The organism is Tessaracoccus antarcticus (assembly GCF_003688855.1).
Classification (GTDB): domain Bacteria; phylum Actinomycetota; class Actinomycetes; order Propionibacteriales; family Propionibacteriaceae; genus Arachnia; species Arachnia antarctica.
The window spans coordinates 538,879-561,326 of sequence record NZ_REFW01000002.1 but is presented as its reverse complement, the minus strand read 5'-3'; the positions used below and the strand labels follow the sequence as shown (position 1 = coordinate 561,326).

The 22,448-nt window shown below is 67.6% G+C and carries 20 protein-coding genes; 14 read left to right on the top strand and 6 right to left on the bottom strand.

Translation table 11 applies throughout. The annotated features are described in order from the left end of the window. Window positions 1-9: 9 nt before the first annotated feature. The 7 genes from EAX62_RS09895 (at window position 10) to EAX62_RS09865 (ending at window position 8,015) form a co-directional block, all read left to right on the top strand. Window positions 10-1,515, top strand: a complete 1,506-nt coding sequence (locus tag EAX62_RS09895) for a hypothetical protein (RefSeq protein ID WP_121901495.1) — start codon at window positions 10-12, stop codon at window positions 1,513-1,515. Then, window positions 1,512-2,963 carry an outer membrane protein assembly factor BamB family protein gene (locus EAX62_RS09890; protein WP_121901494.1) on the top strand — a complete coding sequence of 484 codons (1,452 nt, stop codon included), beginning with the start codon at window positions 1,512-1,514 and terminating at the stop codon, window positions 2,961-2,963. The genes EAX62_RS09895 and EAX62_RS09890 overlap by 4 nt, the downstream gene beginning before the upstream one ends. 174 nt (window positions 2,964-3,137) lie before the next feature. Then, window positions 3,138-4,229, top strand: a complete 1,092-nt coding sequence (locus EAX62_RS09885; RefSeq protein WP_456119772.1) for a PucR family transcriptional regulator — start codon at window positions 3,138-3,140, stop codon at window positions 4,227-4,229. A gap of 164 nt (window positions 4,230-4,393) precedes the next feature. Further along, window positions 4,394-5,332: an ACP S-malonyltransferase gene (locus tag EAX62_RS09880; RefSeq protein WP_121901796.1), complete on the top strand. Its 939-nt coding sequence runs from the start codon at window positions 4,394-4,396 to the stop codon at window positions 5,330-5,332. 12 nt (window positions 5,333-5,344) lie between these two features. After that, on the top strand, window positions 5,345-6,337 hold the full coding sequence (locus EAX62_RS09875) for a beta-ketoacyl-ACP synthase III (protein WP_267897980.1): 993 nt from the start codon (window positions 5,345-5,347) through the stop codon (window positions 6,335-6,337). Between the two features lie 42 nt (window positions 6,338-6,379). Then, the gene (locus EAX62_RS09870; RefSeq protein ID WP_121901492.1) at window positions 6,380-6,625 is read left to right on the top strand and encodes an acyl carrier protein; all 246 of its coding nucleotides are present in this window, start codon (window positions 6,380-6,382) and stop codon (window positions 6,623-6,625) included. A gap of 133 nt (window positions 6,626-6,758) precedes the next feature. Beyond that, window positions 6,759-8,015: a beta-ketoacyl-[acyl-carrier-protein] synthase family protein gene (locus EAX62_RS09865; RefSeq protein ID WP_121901491.1), complete on the top strand. Its 1,257-nt coding sequence runs from the start codon at window positions 6,759-6,761 to the stop codon at window positions 8,013-8,015. An 84-nt stretch (window positions 8,016-8,099) separates the two neighbouring features. On the opposite strand, the gene EAX62_RS09860 is transcribed toward EAX62_RS09865, so the two are convergent. Both EAX62_RS09860 and EAX62_RS09855 read right to left on the bottom strand, forming a co-directional pair. Continuing rightward, on the bottom strand, window positions 8,100-9,032 hold the full coding sequence (locus EAX62_RS09860; RefSeq protein ID WP_158600620.1) for a phosphotransferase: 933 nt from the start codon (window positions 9,030-9,032) through the stop codon (window positions 8,100-8,102). Continuing rightward, window positions 9,029-9,553 (bottom strand): DUF3145 domain-containing protein, encoded by a 525-nt coding sequence (locus tag EAX62_RS09855; protein ID WP_121901489.1) that lies wholly within the window; start codon window positions 9,551-9,553, stop codon window positions 9,029-9,031. The genes EAX62_RS09860 and EAX62_RS09855 overlap by 4 nt, the downstream gene beginning before the upstream one ends. Window positions 9,554-9,709: 156 nt before the next feature. Here EAX62_RS09855 and EAX62_RS09850 point away from each other — a divergent pair, with 156 nt between their 5' ends. From EAX62_RS09850 to EAX62_RS09835, 4 genes are all read left to right on the top strand, one after another. Continuing rightward, window positions 9,710-10,537 carry a hypothetical protein gene (locus tag EAX62_RS09850; RefSeq protein ID WP_147454077.1) on the top strand — a complete coding sequence of 276 codons (828 nt, stop codon included), beginning with the start codon at window positions 9,710-9,712 and terminating at the stop codon, window positions 10,535-10,537. Window positions 10,538-10,585: 48 nt separating this feature from the next. After that, window positions 10,586-12,430 carry an alpha/beta hydrolase family protein gene (locus EAX62_RS09845; protein ID WP_121901487.1) on the top strand — a complete coding sequence of 615 codons (1,845 nt, stop codon included), beginning with the start codon at window positions 10,586-10,588 and terminating at the stop codon, window positions 12,428-12,430. A 101-nt stretch (window positions 12,431-12,531) separates the two neighbouring features. Further along, window positions 12,532-12,852 (top strand): putative quinol monooxygenase, encoded by a 321-nt coding sequence (locus EAX62_RS09840; protein ID WP_121901486.1) that lies wholly within the window; start codon window positions 12,532-12,534, stop codon window positions 12,850-12,852. Between the two features lie 90 nt (window positions 12,853-12,942). Beyond that, window positions 12,943-13,587 (top strand): GNAT family N-acetyltransferase, encoded by a 645-nt coding sequence (locus EAX62_RS09835; RefSeq protein WP_121901485.1) that lies wholly within the window; start codon window positions 12,943-12,945, stop codon window positions 13,585-13,587. A gap of 182 nt (window positions 13,588-13,769) precedes the next feature. Here EAX62_RS09835 and EAX62_RS09830 read toward each other — a convergent pair whose 3' ends face one another. The 4 genes from EAX62_RS09830 to EAX62_RS09815 all read right to left on the bottom strand — a co-directional run bounded on the left by EAX62_RS09830 (window position 13,770) and on the right by EAX62_RS09815 (window position 17,849). After that, a complete protein-coding gene (locus tag EAX62_RS09830; RefSeq protein WP_121901794.1) occupies window positions 13,770-14,726 on the bottom strand; it encodes a VWA domain-containing protein in 957 nt (318 codons plus the stop codon). Then, window positions 14,723-15,694 carry a VWA domain-containing protein gene (locus EAX62_RS09825; protein WP_121901484.1) on the bottom strand — a complete coding sequence of 324 codons (972 nt, stop codon included), beginning with the start codon at window positions 15,692-15,694 and terminating at the stop codon, window positions 14,723-14,725. The genes EAX62_RS09830 and EAX62_RS09825 overlap by 4 nt, the downstream gene beginning before the upstream one ends. Continuing rightward, complete coding sequence (locus EAX62_RS09820; RefSeq protein WP_199711256.1) at window positions 15,691-16,716, bottom strand: DUF58 domain-containing protein; 1,026 nt, start codon at window positions 16,714-16,716, stop codon at window positions 15,691-15,693. The genes EAX62_RS09825 and EAX62_RS09820 overlap by 4 nt, the downstream gene beginning before the upstream one ends. Window positions 16,717-16,787: 71 nt before the next feature. Next, complete coding sequence (locus EAX62_RS09815) at window positions 16,788-17,849, bottom strand: AAA family ATPase (RefSeq protein WP_233557885.1); 1,062 nt, start codon at window positions 17,847-17,849, stop codon at window positions 16,788-16,790. Between the two features lie 150 nt (window positions 17,850-17,999). Between EAX62_RS09815 and EAX62_RS09810 the strand changes: the two genes are divergently transcribed. From EAX62_RS09810 to EAX62_RS09800, 3 genes are all read left to right on the top strand, one after another. After that, window positions 18,000-18,881, top strand: a complete 882-nt coding sequence (locus tag EAX62_RS09810; RefSeq protein WP_233557884.1) for a hypothetical protein — start codon at window positions 18,000-18,002, stop codon at window positions 18,879-18,881. A 121-nt stretch (window positions 18,882-19,002) separates the two neighbouring features. Then, complete coding sequence (locus EAX62_RS09805; protein ID WP_121901482.1) at window positions 19,003-19,797, top strand: HAD hydrolase family protein; 795 nt, start codon at window positions 19,003-19,005, stop codon at window positions 19,795-19,797. 43 nt (window positions 19,798-19,840) lie between these two features. Next, the gene (locus EAX62_RS09800; protein ID WP_121901481.1) at window positions 19,841-22,216 is read left to right on the top strand and encodes an ATP-binding cassette domain-containing protein; all 2,376 of its coding nucleotides are present in this window, start codon (window positions 19,841-19,843) and stop codon (window positions 22,214-22,216) included. Window positions 22,217-22,448 lie beyond the last annotated feature (232 nt).

The window sequence follows — 22,448 nt, the reverse complement described above, 5'->3', positions numbered from 1 at the left end:
GGGGCCGGGATGACTGATCCGGACCAACCCTTCCGCCGCCCGCAGAATGACCCTGCGCACGGTGACGCCGTGGAGGGCCCGGCGGCAGCAGCGGCATCCGTCCCCGCCACTGACGCCAACCCGATCATTCTCGACCCCGACTTCCACCAGTCCGTGTGGAAGCCGTGGGAAGAACCCGTCCATGCAGCACCGGGCGCCGGGCACCCCGACGCTGCCCCCGTGACGCCGATCACACGACCAGTCGTGTGGGCGCCACTACTGCTGGGCCTCGTGATCGTGGCGCTGGTTGTTGCGTTCGTGGTGCCGGGCACCCGCAGCCAGCCGTCGCCGTGGCGGCTCGAGCCACTCGTGGCTGACATGGAAACAGGGCCGGAGATCGCCTGGACCTCGGCGGGCGGGATCGAGTGCGCCAGCCCGCCGCAGGAGGGGGACCACACGATCCTGACGGATGCACAGCGCGTCTGGTCGATCGATCTGACGAACGGGAGGACGCGTTGGAGTCTGGACCTTGGCAGGTACGGGAAGGTGGCCTGCCTGTCCGAACTCGACCTGGTGGCCGTCACGCTGCTGGACACGGCGACTCAGACCGTCCAGAGGACAGTGTTGCTGAGCGCCGTCACGGGCCAACAGGTGCACGAGTTTCCCGGCAGCTCCGTCGTGCAGGTGATCGCGCTGGGTCCCAACCTCGGACTCGTGGACGCCGGCGGCATGCTGACGGCCGTTCGCCCCGACCAACTCGACAAGCCGCTCTGGTCGCGTCAACTTCCCGGATCCCCGATTGAGGACAACGTCATCGGGGTGCGCAACATCGACGGTGAGTCTGTCCAGCTCCACTACTGGGTGGAGGAGGGTTCCGTCGGCGGCTCGAAGGGCTTCGCGGTTTCTCTGACGTTGTCCGACGGCACCCCGCCGGAGTGGGCGCAGACGTCGACGGAACACACGGTCTTCTTCCGGATCGGCGACGTTCTGCTCACGTTTGACGCGGACGAGGGCGGAGACCCCTCAATTCTCGACCTGCGTGGCCGCCATCTGTGGGAACCGGGTCGAGACGAATTGGGCGCTTCCGGCTCGCGGCTCTACCTGTCAACACGCGGCTCCGCCCCCGAGGGCCGGATGACGCATCTCAGAGAAGTGGACCCCCGCACCGGCAAGCCGCTGAACGGCGACACCTACGACGGTGCGTTCGACTACGTCGTCGACGGCGCAGCCGGGCACGTCGCCGTGATGGGGGGCAACTCGCTGATCATCCTCGACGACCACCTCGCCGAGCAGCCGACCGTCCAGTTCGACAATTTCCTCGCCTCCTACGCGGGCGAGAGGTTTCTGTACGCGGAATCCAACATCGCCCAGCCGGGCGAGTCCCAGCAGACCCGGCTCTCGGCCGTGGATCCCGGCGGCGCCCGCATCCTGTGGACCTTCGACCTCGAGCCCGTGCAACATCTGGAACGACTGGGAAGCCACCTCCTCGTCGTCGACGGTGACGGCACGCTGCACGGGCTCCAGAGCACGCGTTGACTCCCCGGGCCCGCGGCGAGGATCCCCACCGCCCCTTCCGCCGGCCACGACCGGGAGACCCGACGTTCGCCGCCCCGCCGTCGACACCCCCACCCGGTCTGCCCGAGCACCACGGCGCCCCGACGGATGCGGAACCGGAGGTCGACCGGCCGGGGCATGCACAACGTCCGGGACGTCTTTCCGCCCTGATCGTGGGGCTCCTCGCGGTGGTGGTGGCCCTGGTCCTCACCCTGGTGCTCCTGCAGCCACACGCCCCGGGGTTGGCCGCGCCCGCGCCATCGGTGGTCGACTTCGCCACCGCGCCGGAGATCGCCTGGGCCGCCGACGGCGGGCACGAGTGCCAGTACTCGTCGTCTGAGGACCACGCCATCCTGTCGGAGGTTGGCCGGGTGTGGTCGCTCGATCTGCAGACGGGCGACACTCTCTGGGACGTGGATCTGCCCGGCCACTGGGGTGTCACCTGCCTACCCGGCGCACACCTGGTGGCCGCCCTGGAGTACGTGGACAAGGATCCCGGTCCGGTCCTGCGGGCCACGTTCTTCGACGCCGCGACGGGGGCACAGCGTGCGGAACTGTCTGACACCACACTGCGGCACGTCGTCCCGATCGGGGCGATGATCGGCCTCGTGGACGACGACAACGTGCTGACGGCAGTGGAGCCCGACGATCTCGCCACACCCATCTGGAGCCGTCAGCTCCCCGGCTCCCCCGCCGAGGCCGACACGCTTTCCGTCCGGCAGATCGATGACGCGACGCTCCAGATCCATTATTCGACGGGAGACGGCTACCCCCTCCTGTACACCTCGTTCTTCTCGATGGCGGACGGGCGCACCCCGTCCTGGGTCCGGGGAACCGCAACCGACCTCCACTTCTACACCCGGGTGGGCGACGTGGTCGTCTGGGACCGCCATGACGAGGAGGAGGGAACGACCGTCCTTGATCTGCGGGGCCGGGAACTGTGGAAGACGGAGGTGGGGAGCCTCACCCCGCTGGGAGCCCACCTCTACCGGTGGGCCCCGCCCACCTCGTCGCCGGACTCCGGTGTCCAGGAACTTCGCGAGGTCGATCCGAGAACCGGGTCCCCCCTGACAACAGACGTGTTCGAAAGCCCCCCTGGGTGGGTCTACCCGCTGCCCCAGGGCAATCTCGGAGTCCTTCACCACCAGACGCTGACGTTCCTCGATCGCCACCTTCACGAGGTGGGCACCATGCCGGCGGACCCCTACGCCGTCACCCTCCACGGCACGGAGTCGCTCTACATCGGGGAGAACATGTACGAGTCAGGCGACAGGGAGGACGAGCCTCGCATCGTGGCAATCGACCCCTCCGACGCCAGGACCGTGTGGACCCTCGAGCTGAACCCCGGTCAGGAGCTCCACCGCATGGGGCGGCACCTCATCGTCCGCGACGGCGACGCAACACTCCACGGTCTGATGGACCGGCCGTGACGGCCAACGGGTCGGCCATGACCGCCGGCGTGCGCCATCCCTGTGCGACCACCTCGGCATAGGGTGTCCTCCATGAACCCACCCCCGCCGCGCCATGGAACGTTGCCCGCCCAGGTCAGCTCGCAACGCACCCGGGTCGCGATCCTGAAGCGACTGCGGGCCGTCACCGGTGCCATGAACACCGCCACACTGGCGGCAATGGAGTCCCGGCACGAATGGTTCGGGCAGCTCGACGCGGAGTCACGCTCCTGGATCAATGTGCTGGCCCGCAGCGGCATCGACGGGTTCGTCAACTGGCTCGCCGGCGAGGACTTCTCGCCCGAGACCGTCTTCGACGCCGCACCGCGCGCGATGGCCGGGCGCATCACTCTTCAGCAGACGGTGGATCTGGTGCGCACCACCACCGACGTCGTGGAAGAACAGATCCATCTCCTGTTGCCCCGAGGTGACCGCCAGGCGCTGCAACTGGGGATCGTGCACTACTCCCGCGAGATTGCCTTCGGCGCCGCCAACATCTACGCCAGCGCCGCCGAGGCCCGCGGAGCGTGGGACTCCCGGATCGAGGCAACCGTCATTGACGCCGTCGTCAGGGCCGAGACGGACGAGTCGGTGCTGTCGCGCGCGTCGACCCTGGGCTGGAACACCGCATCGAGGGTGGTCGTGGCCATTGCCGCCACCCCGCGTGAGGCCAACCTCGACAACCTGCGTCGCGCCTCCACCAAGCTCGGCCTGGACCTGCTGACCTCACCCCACGGCGACCGGCTCGTGTGCATCTTCGGTGGTGAGGCCATTACCGACTCGCACGAAGCCTGCCAGCTCGTGGCCCGGTTGGAACCGTACTTCGCCGAGGGGCCCATCGTGGTGGGCCCCGCCGCCGACGGTCTCGCAGGCGCACCCCAGTCGGCACGCGCCGCGGCCTCCGGCTACCGCGCTGCAGCCGCGTGGCCTGAGGGACCGCGCACCATGCTCTCCGACGACCTACTGCCGGAGCGTGCACTGTCCGGCGACGGACATGCCCGACGCACCCTCGGCGGGGCCATTTACCAGTCGCTGGCAGCCTCCAAGGAACTCCTGGAAACCTGCGTCGGATTCCTCGACAGCGGCTCCTCCATGGAGGCGACGTCGCGGGCCCTGTTCATCCATCCCAACACGGTGAGGTACCGCATCAAGCGCATCCAGGAGGCCACGGGGTACAACCCCACCGATGCCCGGGAGGCCTACGTGCTGCGCATGGCCATCACGCTGGGGCGGCTCCAAAACAGCTGATCCACGACAAATCACATGGGTGTTGTTCACGGACCTGCACAAGCCGGACGCCGCGAACAGCGAGGAGATACGGCCCAGAGTTGTGGGAACCCCACAACGAGACCCGTGGGAATTTCGTGGCATTCGATCCCACGCAGGCGGACCTGAGGGGGCAGAGTTGTCACATGCTTGCAATCGTTGCGCCCGGACAGGGAGCCCAGACCCCAGGATTCCTGGCGCCGTGGTTGGCGGAGCCCGTCCTTGCCGACCGGTTCAACTGGCTCAGCGCAGCCGCCGGTATCGACCTCGTGCACTACGGCACCGAGGCGGACGCAGAGACCATCCGCGACACTGCCGTGGCTCAACCGCTGCTGGTGGCCGCGGGACTCGTGGCGGCGCTGGCCCTGTTCCCCTCATCCTCCGATGCCTTCAGCAGGGCGGGCGTCGTCGCCGGCCACTCCGTGGGTGAACTCACCGCCGCGGCGGGCACGGGTGTCATCTCCGCCGAAGCCGCGATGATCCTGGTGCGGGAGCGTGGCAACGCGATGGCAGCAGCCTCCGCCGTCACCCCCACCTCCATGACCGCCGTGGTGGGCGGTGACCGGGACGAGGTCCTCGCCGCGCTCAAGACGCACGGATTGACGCCCGCCAACAACAATGGCAGCGGCCAGGTGGCAGCCGCCGGCACCGTCGAGCAGTTGGCCGCGTTGGCCGCCGACCCGCCCCGCCGCACCCGCCTGGTCCCGCTGAGCGTGGCCGGCGCCTTCCACACCCACCACATGGAACCCGCCGTGGCCCACCTGGCCCGGCTGACCCGGGGGGTCTCCACCGGGGATCCGCGCACCAAGCTGCTCAGCAACGCCGACGGCGCCGTCGTGTCCGATGGCCGCGAGTTCCTCAATCGCATGGTCACGCAGGTGGCGAACCCGGTGCGATGGGACCTCTGCATGGAAACCATGGCCGCCCTTGGTGTCACAGGTCTGCTGGAGCTGCCGCCGTCCGGCACGCTCACCGGCATCGCCAAGCGCAACCTGAAGGGCGTCGAGCTCTTCAGTCTCAACACGCCCGACCAACTCGATGATGCCCGCACGTTCTGCGACAATCACGCACCAGAATCCGACTGAGGAGAACCCACGTTGAGCATCAAGCCCTCACAGGGAGCAAAGTTTGCCCGCATCATGTCGGTGGGAGGTGCCCGCGGTAGTCGCGTCGTCGACAACGCCGAGATGTGCACCATGATCGAGTCCTCGGACGAGTGGATCCAGCAGCGCACCGGCATCAAGGAGCGCCGATGGGCCGCCGACGGTGAGGATGCCATCACTCTCGGCACCGCCGCCGCCGCCAAGGCCATCGAACGCGCCGGGCTGCAGCCCAGCGACATCGACGCCATCCTGGTCTCGACGGTCTCGCACTTCATGCAGACGCCGTCGCTGGCGTGCATCATCGCCGACAAGCTCGGGATGCCCGAGCCGGCCGCCGTCGACCTCTCGGCCGCCTGCGCCGGTTTCTGCTACGGCGTCGGCATGGCCGACGGCATGGTGCGAGCCGGATCCGCCAAGCACGTCCTGGTCCTGGGAGTCGAGGTGCTGTCGAAGTACACCGACTTCACGGACCGCAGCACGGCGTTCCTCTTCGGCGACGGCGCAGGTGCCGTGGTCGTCGGCCCCAGCGACACCCCCGCCATCGGGCCCACCCTGTGGGGCTCGGACCCGTCGCAGCACGAGGTCATCACCATTGACGACTGGCGCGAGGAGCGCAGCCCCGAGGAGGGCGGGCCCTACATCCACATGGAGGGTCGCCAGGTCTTCAAGTGGGCCACCACCTTCATCGCCGGGAAGGCCCGCGAGGCCCTCGACCTCGCCGGCATCTCGCCTGATGAGCTCGACGTGTTCATCCCCCACCAGGCCAACAACCGGATCACTGATTCCATGTTGCGTCACCTGAAGCTCCCGGCCGACGTCGTGGTTGCACGCGACATCGTCGGCATGGGCAACTCGTCGGCGGCATCGGTTCCGCTGGCGATGGAGGCGCTGCTCGACTCGGGCGACGCCACCAGCGGGCAGACAGCCCTCATGATCGGCTTCGGCGCCGGACTGGTCTACGCGGGCCAAACCGTCGTCCTCCCCTGATCGTTCAACTTCCACCACCACCACCACCATCAAGGAGCCGACATGGCAAGCACTGAAGAAATCCGTTCCGACCTGGCCGAGATCGTCAACGACGTGGCCGGTGTCGCCGTCGCGGACGTCCAGCTGGACAAGTCCTTCATCGACGACCTCGGCGTCGACTCGCTGTCGATGGTCGAGATCATCTACGCCTGCGAGGACAAGTTCGGCGTCTCCATCCCCGATGAGGACTCCAAGAACCTGAAGACCGTCGGCGACGCCGTCGCCTACATCGAGCGCGCCTCCAACTGAGGCCCCGGGGCGGGCCCCTCACCGGGCCCGCCCGCGCACCGCCCCGCCTGACCGGTCGACGTGGAAGCGAGCACCTGCCCGCTCCGTCACCCCCAGCCCACGACTTGACCGCACACCGTCTCCAAGGAGCCCCATGACCACCGTCGTCATCACCGGTTTCGGCGCCACCACCCCGTTGGGGGGCGACGCCCCCAGCACGTGGGAAGGCCTCATGGCCGGCCGTTCAGGCGTCCGCCTCCTGGAGGAGGACTGGGCCGCCGACCTCACCGTACGCATCGCCGCCCACGTGGCCGTCGAGCCGAACATTGACCGCGTCGAGGCCCGCCGCCTGGACCGTTCCTCCCAGTTGGCCCTCGTGGCCGCCATGGAGGCGTGGCGTGACGCCGGCTTCGAGCCCGGCGAGGAGAACTCAGTGGATCGCGACCGCCTGGGAGTGGTGTGCGGCACCGGGATCGGTGGCCTGCACTCCCTGCTGGGCAACTGGGACGTCCAGAAGGACAAGGGCCCACGCCGCGTGTCCCCCTTCACCATCCCGATGCTCATGGCCAATGCCCCGGCCGCCAACATCGGTCTGAAGATCGGTGCCCGTGCGGGCATCCACACGCCGGTATCGGCCTGCGCATCCTCGAACGAGGCGATCTCGCTCGGCGTGGACATGCTCCACCTGGGGCGGGCCGACATCGCCGTCGTCGGTGGTAGCGAGGCCGTCATCCACCCGCTGCCCCTGGCGGCGTTCAGCAACATGCAGGCCCTGTCCCGACGCAACGATGAACCCGAGCGCGCCTCCCGCCCCTGGGACACTGGCCGCGACGGCTTCGTGCTCGGTGAGGGCGCCGTCCTCATGGTCATCGAGACACTGGAGCACGCACTGGCACGCGGCGCCCGGATCTACGGCACCATCGCAGGCGCCGGCATCTCTGCCGACTCCCACGACATGGTGCAGCCGGACCCCGTCGGCTACGGCCAGACCCTCGCGATGAAGAGGGCGCTCGCGGAGGCCGGCCTCTCCCCCCGTGACATCAACCACGTCAACGCCCACGCCACGTCGACGCCGCAGGGCGACATCACCGAGGCCTCCTCCATCCGCGCTGCCCTGGGGGGTCAGTCGGATTCCGTGGTGGTCACCGGCACCAAGTCGATGACGGGCCACCTGCTGGGCGGCGCCGGTGCGCTGGAGACCTTCGCCACCGTCATGGCACTTCATGATCGCAAGGTGCCGGCCACCATCAACGTGGAGTCCCTGGAGCCAGACCTCGGCATCGACATCGCCACCACCGTCCGCGACCTGCCGGCCGGCGACCTGGCGGCCATCAACAACTCGTTCGGCTTCGGCGGCCACAACGTTGCCGTCGTCGTGACGAACCAGAACATCACCCCGGGCAAGGCCTGATCCAGCTCTCGGGACACATGTCCCGACGTTGCGCAGGGGCCCTCGCCGTCACGGCGAGGGCCCCTGCGGGGTTGTCCTGGATGGTCAGGGCGACGTCAGGTCGGCGATGTCGCGCCCCAGTTCCATGACCAACGGCAGGACATACTCGGCGTATTCGGCCACCAGGTCCGCCGAACCGAGCCGGCACCAGGCGTACAGTCGCTGCACCGCCGCGAGTTGCATGGCAACTTCCAGGGTCTCCCGGAGCTCGACAGGGTCACCCCACTGCTTCAGGTACGTGGTCCGCACCAGGGTCGCAGCCTCGTCGCCGAACACCTTTCCCGTGGCAAACACGACGGGCCGGAGGCTGGAGAAGGGATGCCCCACCACCGCGTCGCCCCAGTCGCTGATGAGAGGCCCACGAAAGACGTTTCCCAGATGGAGGTCATTGTGGTCCAGACCCATTCCCGGGTCGCGCTTCGCGACTGCCACCCAACGTTCGACCAGCGCCGATGCAGCGGCCGTTGCCGTGCGGCGCACTGAGACGGTCACGTTGGCGGGGTTGGTCGACGGCAGCGCGTGAAACCATGCCAACATCTCGTCGAGGAGCGTGACGGCCCGCACGGGATCGAACCGGGGTAGACCCACCAGTTGCAGTTCCCCAAACGATGTGGCGGCAGCCTGTTGCGTGGCAGCGAGCGCCACCGACGTTGCGCAGTAATGCTGTGGGCCCTCCTGGCGTGCGATCGCCGCCAGCGTCGGCCCCTGGTCGCGTGTCAGGATCCATCCCTGTTCGCCGTCGACGGCACGAGGCGCCAGGACATGCTCCGGAGCCACCCGCTGGAGCACCGCCAGGAGCGCCACCTCCTGCCGCAGCGACTCATGGCCCCGCTTGAACCAGAACACGCCTTCATCGACAGTGAGCACCCAGTTGGTGGCCCAGGCCCGTTCGCGGTACACGCGGACATCGAAGGTGCGCGACCCGGGAAAGAGTTCGCGGAGCCAGAGGCGCGCCCGATCGTGCCAGTCGGTGCTCACACCACCTGGTGGAGCCACCGGATGGGGGCGTCCTCGCTGGCGTAGCGGAAGGTGTCGAGTTCGTCATCCCATGGGGTGCCGAGAAGTCGCTCCAGCGACAGGTGGATGGGGTCGCCGCCCGCTGCCTCGGCGACGATGGCGTTCTTGATACGATCCTCGCTGATGAGGATGTCCCCGTGCACACCCACGGTGGTGGAGAACGCACCGAGGCTTGGGGTGAAGCAGAATCTCTGACCGTCGGAACCGGGGGTGGCGTCCTCGGTGACTTCGAACCGTACCCGCTCGTAGGCGGCCAGCTTGCTGGCCAGCGCCGCACCCTTGCCGGCGTCACCGGTCCAGGAGAGTTCGGCACGTCGGCTGCGGGGTTCGGCGGGCTGATCGGTCCAGTCGAGGTCGGCGTTGTCGCCGAGCACACTGCCGACCGCCCACTCCAGGTGAGGGCACAGCGCTGCTGGCGCCGAGTGGATGAACAACATCCCCCGCGCCTTTGGCTGACTCACCGCAGCCATGCGTGCAGTCATGTTCAGTTCCTCCTGGTCCAGGCCGGATTGCCTTCCCCTGCGATACGACCGCACCAGGTACGAGCCATTGTGCAGCACACACGCGCCCCGGGACAACCGGCGACGAGGTTTGCCTCCCAGTCACGAGGACGTATGTGGTACCGCAGAATGATCGGCATGGATGACAACAGCGGGACAACGTCGGGCGTCAACTCTCCGGAATGGCCCGAGGAGACACGACGACGCCACATCCTGGTGGTCACCCTCATCGCCGTCGGCGTGTCCTGTCTCGCCGTCATCCTCCACGAGTACGCGCACGCGCTGGCCCACCTCATGGCGGGTGCGGACTCCAGCACCATCCGGGCCATGAGCGCTGATCCCACCGGTTCACTCTCCACCACGGCGCAGGGCTGGACCGCCGCTGCCGGCCCGTCGTTCTCGCTGGTGGCGGGTCTCATCGTCTGGGGGGTGGCCCGACGACTCCGGGGCGCCGCATTCCAGATGGCGTTCTGGTTCTACATTGCCGCCATCCAGAACGCCGCCGGGTATCTGGTCATCACACCGTTCGGGGTCGGCGACACCGCCACGATGGTCGAACGTTGGGGTTGGCCCACCTGGGTGCAGATGGTCATGCCGGTGATCGGGGCGGCCATGATGTTCGGTCTCGCGGCGATGGTGGCTGTGGATGTGCGTGCGCGTTTCCAGAGCGTGCGCGGTCTGCGGATGGCAGTCATGTGGCCCGTGCTGTGGGCCACCAGCATCCTGGTGGCGGTTTCCCTGGTGCTGGCCGTGCTCGGCGGCTACGACGCAGACGTCGTCTTCGTCATGGTGATGTCCATGGTGTCGGTGTACGTGGCGGCGCTGATGTGCTCGATCTTCTGGGGCAGATGCACTTTCCGGGGCCTGGACAGGGACCCGGGGCCCCTGTGGTTGGCAGTGGTGGTGGCCGCCCTCGGGGTCGCGCTCTGGGTGTTCCACGGCCTCGTGGGCGTCACCATTGGCTGAGAGTCCCCGGTGGGGACCAATCGTCGAGGATCCGGTATACAGGGGACCATGAGTACTGGTATTTCGATCGACGCCGCCCTCACGGGCGAGGACTCCCTCTCCCAGGTACGCACCTCCGGTCAGGGCGTCCACTGGTTGGCCAGCATCGCCGAACAGAACGGCCGGGTCACGATCCGGCGCTGGGACGGCGCCGACATCGTCGAGCTCACCCCACAGGCCAACGTCCGTTCCAGGGTTATGGAGTACGGGGGCGGGGCCTACGACGTGTCCGGTGACCTGCTGGCCTATTGCGACGATGTCACCGCTCGTGTGTTCCTCCTCGAGCACGACAACCACACCCCCCTGACCCCTGTACAGGACCGGTACCGTTGGGGTGACCTGCACCTGGTCCCCGAGCTGCGCATCCTCGTGGCGGTGCGGGAGGACCACGAGGCCACCCCGGAGGCGCGCACCGAAGTGGTCGCGTTGAGCCTCGACGGTGACAACGTTGACGGTGGCCGCATCATTGTCACGGGGGCGGACTTCTACGCCGGACCCCGCGTCCACGAGGGACGCCTCGCATGGTTCCAGTGGGCGCATCCCAACATGTCGTGGGACAGCGCGGAGGTGGTCCTCTGCACCCTGGAGGACCCCTCGGATGCGCGCGTCGTCGCCGGCGGGCAGGGCATCAGCGCGCAGCACCCCCTCTGGTGCTGCCACGGACAGCTCGCCTGGAGCTCGGACGAGACAGGATTCTGGAACTGGTACTCCACCGACGGCATCAACACCGTCGCCTGGAACGTGAATCACGATTGCGACATCCCCACCTGGGTGCTGGACAAGGCGCCGGTGGCGGCGGTGGGCGACGACATGCTCGCCACCGTCGAAATCGTCAACGGCACCGGCGTGCTCGCGCTGTGGCAGCCGAGCTCCGGCGGCGTCACCTATCCGCTGCCCGGCACGTCATTCATCGAATCGATCGCTTCCCTCGGGGATGACATCTTCGTCGTGGCGTCCTGGCCGAACAGGGCTGCTTCGCTGGTGCGTCTCAGCCCTACGGGCGAGCGGCGCGAGATCGTGGGAAGCACCCCCGTCGACGGCGCCGTGGCACCCACGTCCCGGTGGACCGACTCCGTGGCTGGCCCTGTCCAGTCATGGTTCTACACCCGCCCCGACCTGCGGACACCGCCGCTGGTGGTCATGACGCATGGCGGACCGACGTCGGCGCGCGACGCCGCCTACGACAGGCAGATCCAGTTCTGGGTCTCCCGGGGGTTCGCCGTCCTCGACGTGAACTACTCCGGCTCCACCGGCTTCGGACGCGCCTACCGGGACCGGTTGAAGGGCCAGTGGGGCATCCTCGACGTCGCTGACGTGGTGGCGGCCGTCCAGGATGTCACCAACGCCGGTCTGGCAGACCCGGATCGCGTCGCAATCACCGGCGGCAGCGCAGGCGGCTACACCACCCTCCAGGCGCTCGTCACCACCGACGTGTTCGCCGCGGGCATCTCCTCCTACGGCATCGGTGACCTGCGCGCCCTCCTCCAGGACACCCACAAGGCTGAGTCGCGCTATCCCGACAGCCTCATCGGTCCCTGGCCGGAGGCGCAGCAGGTCTACCTGGACCGCTCCCCTGTCACGCAACTGGAGAACCTGAAGACCCCCATGCTGATCCTGCAGGGGCTTCAGGACACGGTGGTGCCCCCCAACCAGGCCTATGCCATGGCTGAGGCCGTGCGGGCCGCCGGGAAGCCGTTGGCACTGGTCACGTTCGAGGGCGAGGGTCATGGCTTCCGTGGCATGGACGCCCGTCGGAGCGCGTTGGAGTCCAAGGTGTCGTTCCTGCAGCAGGTATTCGGGATGGAGCACAGCACCGACGTCCCGGTGCTGGCCATCGAGAACCTCCCCGTCTGAGGGCAGGCGGACGGCAGGGCAACCGGTGGATTCACTGGCCCCGGCCGCCGTTCCACGGCAGACTGGTGCAGGTACTGACATCGAGCCGGGAGGCAGCCACAATGATCTTCATCGTCGTGAAATTCAAGGTCAAGCCGGAGTGGTGCGAGCGGTGGATCGACCTGACGCGGGACTTCACCGAGGCCACCCGCCGCGAGCCGGGGAACCTGTGGTTCGACTGGTCACGCAGCGTGGAGGACCCGACTGAGTTCGTCCTCGTCGAGGCCTTCCAGGACGACGCCGCCGGCGATCACGTCAACAGTGACCACTTCGCCCAGGCGATGCGGGACATGCCGCAGGCCCTCGTCGAGACGCCCCGCATCATCAGCGAACAGATCGCCTCCAGCGGTTGGGGTGAGATGGGTGAACTGAAAATCGAGTAGACCACACTGACCCCGGGTGTCTCAGTGAAACCTCGACGAAGGGGTCTGGCTCGTTCATGGGGCAGGCGTGGAGGCACTAGGCTCCGGGACGTGTTGAACTATGCCCCACTGCATGTCCGTGTGAGTACGCCACGCATCGAACTCGTCGGCGCAACGGACTCGCTGCTTGAACAGTTGCAGGGTGTTGTCCGTGCCGGGAAGGCAGATGCGGAGCCGGCTCCCTACGACGACCCCATGTCGCTGTACGAGAGCGACCCCGATGCGCGGGTACGCCAGTGGCTGCTCGGCATCTGGCGTGGCCGAGGATCAGTCACATCCAGCTTCTGGCGGCTGTATTTTGTTGTCATGCTCGACGGGGAGCCCGTGGGTATGCAGGACCTCGTCGGAGATGGCTTCGCCACTTTCGGGAGCGTCACCACCTTCTCCTGGCTCTCCAGGGACGTCCGTGGTCGGGGTCTGGGAACCGAGATGCGGCACGCCATCCTCCACCTTGCCTTCGACGGTTTCGGAGCCGTTGCAGCAACAACCGACGCGTTCCTCGACAACGACGGATCCAACGGGGTTTCACGGGCACTCGGCTACCAACAAAACGGCACGGACTGGGCCACGCGCAGAGGTGAGCCCGGGCAGTTGCAGCGGTGGCGACTCACGCGGGAGGAGTGGCTCCGACACCGCCGCGGCGACATCCACCTGCACGGAGTTGCCGAGTGTCGCGAAGCCCTCAGCCTTCCCTGACGACGCATGATTGACGATCCGGCGCGTGAAACGAACTGCGACGGGTCGCTGCAGGTTCTCGGGACAATCCCCGGGGGTTGCTGTGATCGTGGCGGCCGCGCCAAGGTTGGTACTCACCCACGTCGTGCGATCCCTCCGACGATCGGGTGGCGCGTTGTGTGGGCCTCAGACCTGGTGGCAGCTCACGGCCAGCGAGCACCGAGCGAAATGACTCCCAGCGCTGCCAGCACGGCGAAGATGAGGGCCAGACCGGCGTACCGGTCGGTGACCTCAGCGGGGACCTTCTCGTACCCGATGTCGGAGCGGATGGCTTTGTAGATCTCGCTCAACTCGCTGGCGCTCTCCGCCGAGAACTTCTTGCCGCCGGAGCGTCGCGCGATCTCGGAGAGTTCGTAGTGGTCCACCGCCACGCGTTGGCGCTGACCGTTGGACTCCACGTAGCCGTTCTGCGTGCCATAGGCGATGGTGTAGATGGGCACGCCTTTCTCCTTGGCCACCTCCGCAGCACCGGAGGAGGACCTGCCGAGGTTGGTGGCCCCGTCAGCCAACAGCACGATGGCAGCGGGCGCCACGGAGTCGGGGTTCTTGGGGTCCGGCGGGACCAGCTTCAGTGCCTCGAGGCTGGTGTAGATGCCCTCGCCCGTGGCGGTCGAGGGGGCCAACTCCAGAGCCTCGAGTGCACGGTCGACGACGCCGCGGTCCACCGTCGGTGGGACCACCACGTTGGCGGTGCCCGCGAAGGTGACGAGCGCGACGTTGAAACGCTCCGGCAGCGACTTGACGAACTGCTGCGCCGAGTCCTTGGCGGCCTCCAGCCGGTTGGGCTCGATGTCCGTGGCCTCCATGGACCAGGACACGTCGATGGCCACGACGATGGATGCACGGTCGCGCGGCTGATTCGTGAAATCCGTGGGCATGGCCCAGGCGATCACGAGGGACGCCAGGCTCATGAGGGCCAGCAGCACGGCGCCGTGACGCTTCCAGGCGGCGTCCTTGGGGATGACGAGGCGCAAACGGTTGGACAGGGTGGTGCGCACCTGTTTGCCGGCGAGCAGCAGGTACAGGGCACCGATGAGCGGGATGACCGCCAGTCCCCACAGCCGTTCGGGACGGAGGAACTCCAGGGCAAGAGGGATCATCGCGGCCACCTCGCAGCCATCATGACCGCGCCGAGCGCCGCGACGATGGCGAACCCGAGCGCGCCGAAGGCGTACTGGGCCGTGATGGGTTTGCGGATCTCCTCATACCCCACGGAGGAGCCGATCTCCTTGTAGGCGTCGACCAGCGAGTCGGCCGTGTCCGCTGTCACGGAGCGTCCGCCGGTGGTCTTGGCCACCTCTTTCATGGTGGCGACGTCGGGGGCCACGTTCTCGCGGGTGCCGTCGATGTCCACGTAGCCATTCTGCGTCCCGTAGGCAATGGTGAACACCGGAATCTTGGCCTGCTTCGCGGTCCGTGCTGCCGCATCGGGACCCTCGCCGACGGTGTTGGCACCGTCGGAGAGCATGACGATGAGCGCGGGTGCGGGCTCCTCGTCCTTCCCCACGGGTGCCTGCTCGACGGCTTTGAGGGCGAGCGTCAATGAGTCACCGATGGCCGTGCCGTCCTCCAGTTCAAGCCCCATGAGAGCCCGTTCCAGCGCACCGCGGTCCGTGGAGGGAGGCATCTTGATGGATGGCTGCCCGTTCAGGGCGACGAGCGCCACGTTGTAGGAGTCGGGCAGGCCCTCGATGAAGGTCTTGGCCCCCTGCTTGGCGGCGGTGAGCCGATCAGGTTCAACGTCCTTGGCCTGCATGGACAGGGACGTGTCCACCACCATAACGACGGTGGCGCGCTGCCGCGGGACCTTCTCGGTTCCCAGTGGCTGCGCCCATGCCAACCCCAGCGCCACGAGTGAGCACAGGGACATGGCCACGGCGAGGTGTCGTGTCCAGCGGCGCTGCGACCCCATGACCGCACCCAGCACACCCGTGTTGGTGAACCGCAACGACACCCGTCCACGCAACCGCATGAGCACCAGGTACGCGAGGACCAGCACGGGAAGGATGACGAGCACCCACAGGCGTACGGGCGATTTGAATTCGGGCCAGGCCAGGAGGTCAATCACTTGCTCACCCCCTGCGGAGGCTGGTGCAGCATGCCCGCCACGCGGCGGTAGTTCAAGACGAATCGTGCGATGTCGGCCACCCAGTCGCGGTCGGTGCGGAGCTGGATGTGTCCGGCACCGGCACGCCGCAGTGACGTCTTGATGCGTTCCCGCTGAGCCTTCGACGCCGCGTCCATGCGGTGGCGGGCAGCGGTGTCGGAGGTGTTGATGTAGCGCATGAACGAGGTTTCCGGGTCCCGGATCAGCATCTCGCCGACGTCGGGAAACTCGAGTTCGTGGCGGTCGACCACCTCGATGCACAGCACCTGGTTCCGCACGGACAGGCGACGCAGTGCCCTCTCCCACGGGGGCGGCACGTCGGGGTCGAGTTCGCGATCACCAGCGGTGAGGAAGTCGGAGACCACCACCCGCATCCCGCGGCGACGGTAGGAGCGGCTCAACTGTTCGATGCCGTCGGCCAGTTCGAAATTGCCGGGGCCGTTGTCCGGCACGATCGGCTCCGTCAGCATTTTGCGCAGCAGCCCGTAGAGGGCTGTGCGCCCGGAGCGGGCCTGGAGTCGCTTCATCTCGTCGGGCTTCATGAGCATGCCACCGAAGCGGTCGCCCATCTTCTGGCTCAGGAACCCGATGGTGGCGATGGCCGCGATCCCGAGGTCGCGCTTGGTGATTCCCTCGGTACCCCAGTTCATGGAGGGGGTCACGTCCAGCAGCGCCCACACCTCCAGCTCACGGTCCGCCATGGTGTCCCTGACGTGCGGGACGGTGGTGCGGGCAGTGACGGCCCAGTCCATCTTGCGGACGTCGTCCTGGCCGGGCTGGTAGATCCGGGCGTCGTTGGTGTCGGAGCCGGGCCCGGGCAGCAGGCCCAGGTGGTCGCCGTGGAGGAACCCCTCAAGGCGACGCACGATGGTCAGCTCCAGGCGCCGCAGAGCGGCCTCGGGTGCGAGTTTGCTGAGCGGCACAGTGGGGCCGGTGGGGGCCCTCAGGACCGACGTCGCGGCCCCCGGATCCTTCGAAGGCACCAGACCCAGCGGCGGACCGTGGGGTGGTGGCGGCTGGAAGGAGAGGGCGTCAGAAGGCAATGCAGCGTCCCTCACGCACGGCCGGGCTGGTGGGCGTGCTGCTGGTGCGAGGCCTGGCGCTGTTCGGTGTTCCACACAGGGGTGGGGGCGGGGACCATGGCGAGGATGCGGTCCACGACGTCGCCGGTGCTGATGCTGTCAGCCACGGCATCGAAGCCCAGGACGATGCGGTGCGCCATGACGTCCTTGGCCACGGCCTGCACGTCGGTGGGAAGGACGTAGTCGCGGCCATTGATGAGCGCCAGGGCGCGGGATGCGGCGACCAGGCCGAGGGTGGCTCGCGGGGAGCAGCCGATCTGGATCACCGACTCCAGGTCCGGCATGCCGAACTCGGCGGGTGTGCGGGATGCCAGGACGAGACGCACGACGTACTCACTGACCAAGTTGTGGACGAACACGTTGCTGGCCATGTCCTGCAGGTGGCGCACCGCGGCCGCGGTCAGAACGGGCTCGGCCTCGGGGGGCCGAACACTCATCCGACGCAGGATCTCGAATTCCTCGTTGCCGCGCGGGTAGGGCACGTCCACCTTCACGAGGAACCGGTCACGCTGGGCCTCGGGGAGTGGGTACACGCCTTCGGACTCGATGGGGTTCTGGGTGGCGATGACGATGAACGGGCTGGGCGCCGGGTAGGTGGAGCCGCCGATGGACACCTGCTTCTCGGCCATCAACTCCAGCATGGCCGACTGCACCTTGGCGGGTGCGCGGTTGATCTCGTCGGCCAGGACGAAGTTCACGAAGACGGGGCCCAGTTCGATCTTGAACTGCTCCGTCTGCGACGAGTAGATGCGGGTTCCGACGATGTCGGAAGGCACCAGGTCGGGGGTGAACTGGATGCGCGCGAACTCTCCACCCACCACGATCGCGAACGACCGCACCGCAAGCGTCTTGGCCGTTCCCGGCACACCCTCCAGCAGACAGTGGCCCTTGGCCAACAGCGCCACCATCAACTGCTGCACCATGTGCTCCTGGCCGACGATCACCCGTTGGACCTGGCTGATGGCGGTGCCCAGGAGGCGCGCGGCCTCCGCGACATTGTTGGGCAGCTGTGGCTGCGCTGCTTCCGTGCTCACTCGCGTGCTCCTGAAATTTCGCCGACACTGATTTCGGGGCCAACGATACCCACGTTTCCCAATCGATTCCCGCAGCGGGACCACGGCGACGCCCGGTGCCGACCTTCGCGGCTCGTCACCTGCGTCGTGGATGTGGTGTCATATGTGGTGATGAACGAGTTCCCGGGACACCACGAGCCGACGCCTGAGGCGGCCGGCCCTCCCGTCAATCCCGGGCCAGAAATGGCGCAGCACTATCCCCTGTCGCCGGAGGACCCGGTCCGTATCGGCGACTACTGGCTGGACTCCCGCCTCACCGCCACCCGCGCCGGCATGGTGTTCACCGCCCACGAGGACGACGGCGACTCGGTCATGGTCATCCTCCTCGCCGAGGGTGCGGCCGCCGACCATGCCGCCCGCGCACGGTTCTCCGGCGAGGTCAACGCCATGCACATCGACACGGTCGTGGCGCGCGGCGGCCAGGGCCAGGACGACGGGCTCATGGGCGTCCGCTTCCGCAGCGAGGACGACGACCCCGTGGTGGCCGACCACAAGCCGCTGGCACCCTGGGTGGCCCTCGGCTTCGACGGCACCCGCCAGGCGGTGCTGGAGTCAGAGCGCGTGCTGCACGCCGTCGACCTCGAGCACACGCCCCCGCTGGGCGCGCCCAGCGGCCCCAACTACCGGCTCCACTGGTCCGAGGAAACCGGTCACGGGACCACCCGCCTGTGGCCGTTGCCATGGCCCGGCCGCACCGACCGAGCTGGCTGGATCACCATGCTGGTGTCGTGGCTGCTCATGCTGCTCATCGCGGCCGTGGCCATACTCCTGGCCATCCTGGTGTTCCAGAACCAGCCGCCGGTGAGCCCCCCGCCGCCCGTCCCGTCCCAGGCCAGCGGGTCCGGTGAGCCAACGAGCGGTTCCCCGTCCGGTTCCGCCTCCCCTTCCGACTCGGCCGGCAACGAGCCCAGCCGATCCGACTCCCCGTCGATGCAGCAGCCCTCCGGCAACGAATCCGGGCCCGGCGACCCGACGCCCAACAAGCGGCTCTGACCTGACGGGCCGCGCCACCACCGACGTGACCTCGTCGGAGCCTCCCGAGGACGGTTCGTGCCGGTTCGGGGGGCGACACTCCTGGCTCTTCAGAGCTTGCCGGCCTCGATAGGGTTGGGTCATGAGACCCACCCTTGTAGCCACTGACCTTGACGGAACGTTCCTCGGGGCCGGAAGCGTGGCGCACCCGGGCAACATCGCGGCCGCCAGGGACATCGTCGAGGCGGGCATCACGCTGGTGATCGCCACCGGCCGGCCACGCCGCTGGTTGCAGCAGATCGACGGGTTGCGCGAACTGAACCCGCTCGTCATCGCCAGCAACGGAGCCTCCGTGGGTCCGTTGTGCGCGTCGGAGCCGGACCGGATTCACCCCATACCGCCCTCGGCCATCACATCCTTCGCCGCCGCCCTGCCCCCGGAGCTGGAGCCCACGTTCGCCGTGGAGTACGCCGTGGACTGGGGGCGCGAGGAGCGGTACCCGTCGTTCGCCCACGACGACGAGGCGGCGCACATCGAGGATTTGGCCGCACTCGTGACCCGCGGCGAGATCATCAAGGTACTGGCCCGCACCGAGCACCTCAACACCGACGACTGGGCGCCCATCACCATGGACGCGGCCGGCTCCGATCTGACCTGCACTTTCTCCTGGTTCGACCCCCACGGCACCGTCGAACTCAGCGCCACAGGCGTCAGCAAGGGAACGGCCCTCTCGGAGATCCTCGCCACACTCGGCATCGACCCGGCGGACTGCGCCGCGTTCGGTGACATGCCCAACGACCTCGAGATGCTGCAACTCGTCGGGGCACCCTTCGTCATGGCCGGATCCCACAAGAGCATGTTCGACCACGGATTCACCACCATCGGCAACCACCACGAGGGTGCCGTCGGCGCGCAGATGCGCACCTACCTCGTCTGAGCGCGGTTGCTGGATGCAACCCCGGAAAGTGGTTGGATCGACCATGACCAGCACGCGCACAGCAGTCACGGCCAGCGCCGACAGCCATGAGTGGATCCGGGTGCAGGGGGCGCGCGAGAACAATCTGCAGGACATCACCGTCGAGATCCCCAAGCGCCGCTTGACCGTCTTCACCGGTGTGTCCGGCTCCGGGAAGAGCTCGTTGGTGTTCAACACCATCGCAGCCGAGTCCCGCCGCCTGATCAATGAGAGCTACAGCACCTTCATCCAGGGATTCATGCCCACGATGGATCGGCCAGAGGTTGACCTCCTGGAGGGCCTGACCACCGCCATCATCGTCGACCAGGAACGCATGGGCGGTGACCCCCGCTCCACCGTCGGCACCGCCACCGACGCCAACGCGATGCTGCGGATCGTGTTCAGCAGGCTGGGGGAACCCCACATCGGGTCATCGCAGGCCTTCTCGTTCAACGTCGCCTCCATCAGCGGCGCCGGCGCCGTCACCGTGGACAAGGGTGGCAGGACCGTCAAGGAGCGGCGAAGCTTCACCATCACCGGGGGCATGTGCTCCAGGTGCGACGGCCGCGGATCGGTCACCGACTTCGACCTGACGGCGCTGTACGACGACTCCAAATCGTTGGAGGAGGGCGCCCTGAGCATCCCCGGTTACAGCATGGACGGCTGGTACGGGCGCATCTACGGTGGCTCCGGATTCGTGGACCCCACCAAAGCCATTCGTGACTACACGGTGAAGGAACTGGATGCCCTCCTGTACAAGGAGCCCACGAAGATCAAGGTCGACGGCATCAACCTCACCTACGAGGGCCTCATCCCCAAGATCCGGAAATCGTTCCTGGCGAAGGACACCGAGGCCCTGCAGCCACACATCCGCGCGTTCGTGGAGCGCGCCGTCACGTTCACGGCCTGCCCCGACTGCGGTGGCACGCGGCTCAACGAGGGGGCGCGCTCGTCCCGGATCGATGGCATCAACATTGCGGATGCCTGCGCCATGCAGATCAGTGATCTGGCCGCATGGGTTCGTGGGCTCGACGCCCCGTCCGTGGCCCCGCTGCTGAACAAGCTGCAGCAGACACTCGACTCGTTCGTGGAGATTGGGCTGGGGTACCTGTCCCTGGACAGGTCCTCCGGCACGCTGTCCGGCGGCGAGGCGCAACGCACCAAGATGATCCGCCACCTGGGGTCCCCCCTCACGGACGTCACCTACGTCTTCGACGAACCCACCGCCGGCCTCCACCCCCACGACATCCAGCGCATGAACGACCTCCTGCTCCTGCTGCGTGACAAGGGCAACACCGTCCTCGTCGTGGAGCACGAACCCGAGACCATCGTCATCGCCGACCATGTCATCGACCTCGGCCCCGGCGCCGGCACCGCCGGGGGGCGAATCTGCTTCGAGGGCACCGTCGACGGGTTGCGTGCCAGCGACACGCTCACGGGCCGCCACCTCGAGGACCGGTCCTCACTGAAGCAGAGCGTACGAACGGCCACGGGAGCGCTCGAGATCCGGGGCGCCAACGCCAACAACCTCCGCGACGTCGATGTCGACGTCCCCCTCGGGGTGCTGGTGGTCGTCACGGGCGTGGCCGGGTCGGGCAAGAGTTCGCTGCTCCACGGATCCATGCCGACCACCGCGGGTGTCGTGTCCATCGGGCAGGAGGGCATCCGGGGGTCCCGGCGCAGCAACCCGGGCACGTACACGGGCCTGCTGGATCCCATCCGCAAGGCCTTCGCCAAGGCCAATGGCGTCAAGCCTGCACTGTTCAGCCCGAACTCGGAAGGCGCCTGCCCGCAGTGCAAGGGCGCTGGGGTCGTGTACACGGACCTGGCGATGATGGCCGGTGTCTCGGTCACCTGTGAGTTGTGCGAGGGCAAACGGTTTGACGCATCAGTGCTGGACTACACGCTGGGCGGCCGCGACATCAGCGAGGTGCTCGCCATGCCGGTCACCGAGGCCGAGGCATTCTTTTGCACCGGTGACGCCCGCACACCCGCAGCCCACACCATTCTGAAACGCCTCGTCGACGTCGGTCTCGGCTACCTGAAACTGGGCCAGCCGCTGACCACGCTCTCCGGGGGCGAGCGCCAGCGGCTGAAGCTGGCCACCCACATGTCCGAGAAGGGGGTCGTCTATGTCCTCGACGAGCCCACCTCAGGTCTCCACATGGCCGACGTCGAGCAGTTGCTGGCACTGCTGGACCGACTCGTGGACGATGGCAGGTCGGTCATCGTCATCGAGCACCACCAGGCTGTGATGGCGCATGCAGACTGGATCATCGACCTCGGTCCCGGCGCAGGCCATGACGGCGGCCGGGTGGTCTTCGAGGGAACACCCTCCGACATCGTCTCCGACGGCTCCACACTCACGGGCAAGCACCTGGGACGGTGGATCCGTCAGTAGAAACGGCGGAACAGGACGCGAAACTCGTCAAAAATAGGGCCATTCCACGGCAATATTCGGGAATAGGCGTTCGCTGTGGGAGAACCCTCCGCGTGGAGCCACCGTCGGCGTCCACCGCCTGAGACTCCCCCCATTCCGTCCTGAAGTTTTTGCCGTAGCGTCCGCGACATGGAAATCCACCGCGACGGGCGCCTCGTGAGCCGAGCTCACGTTGACTTTGCGCGCGTCGCAT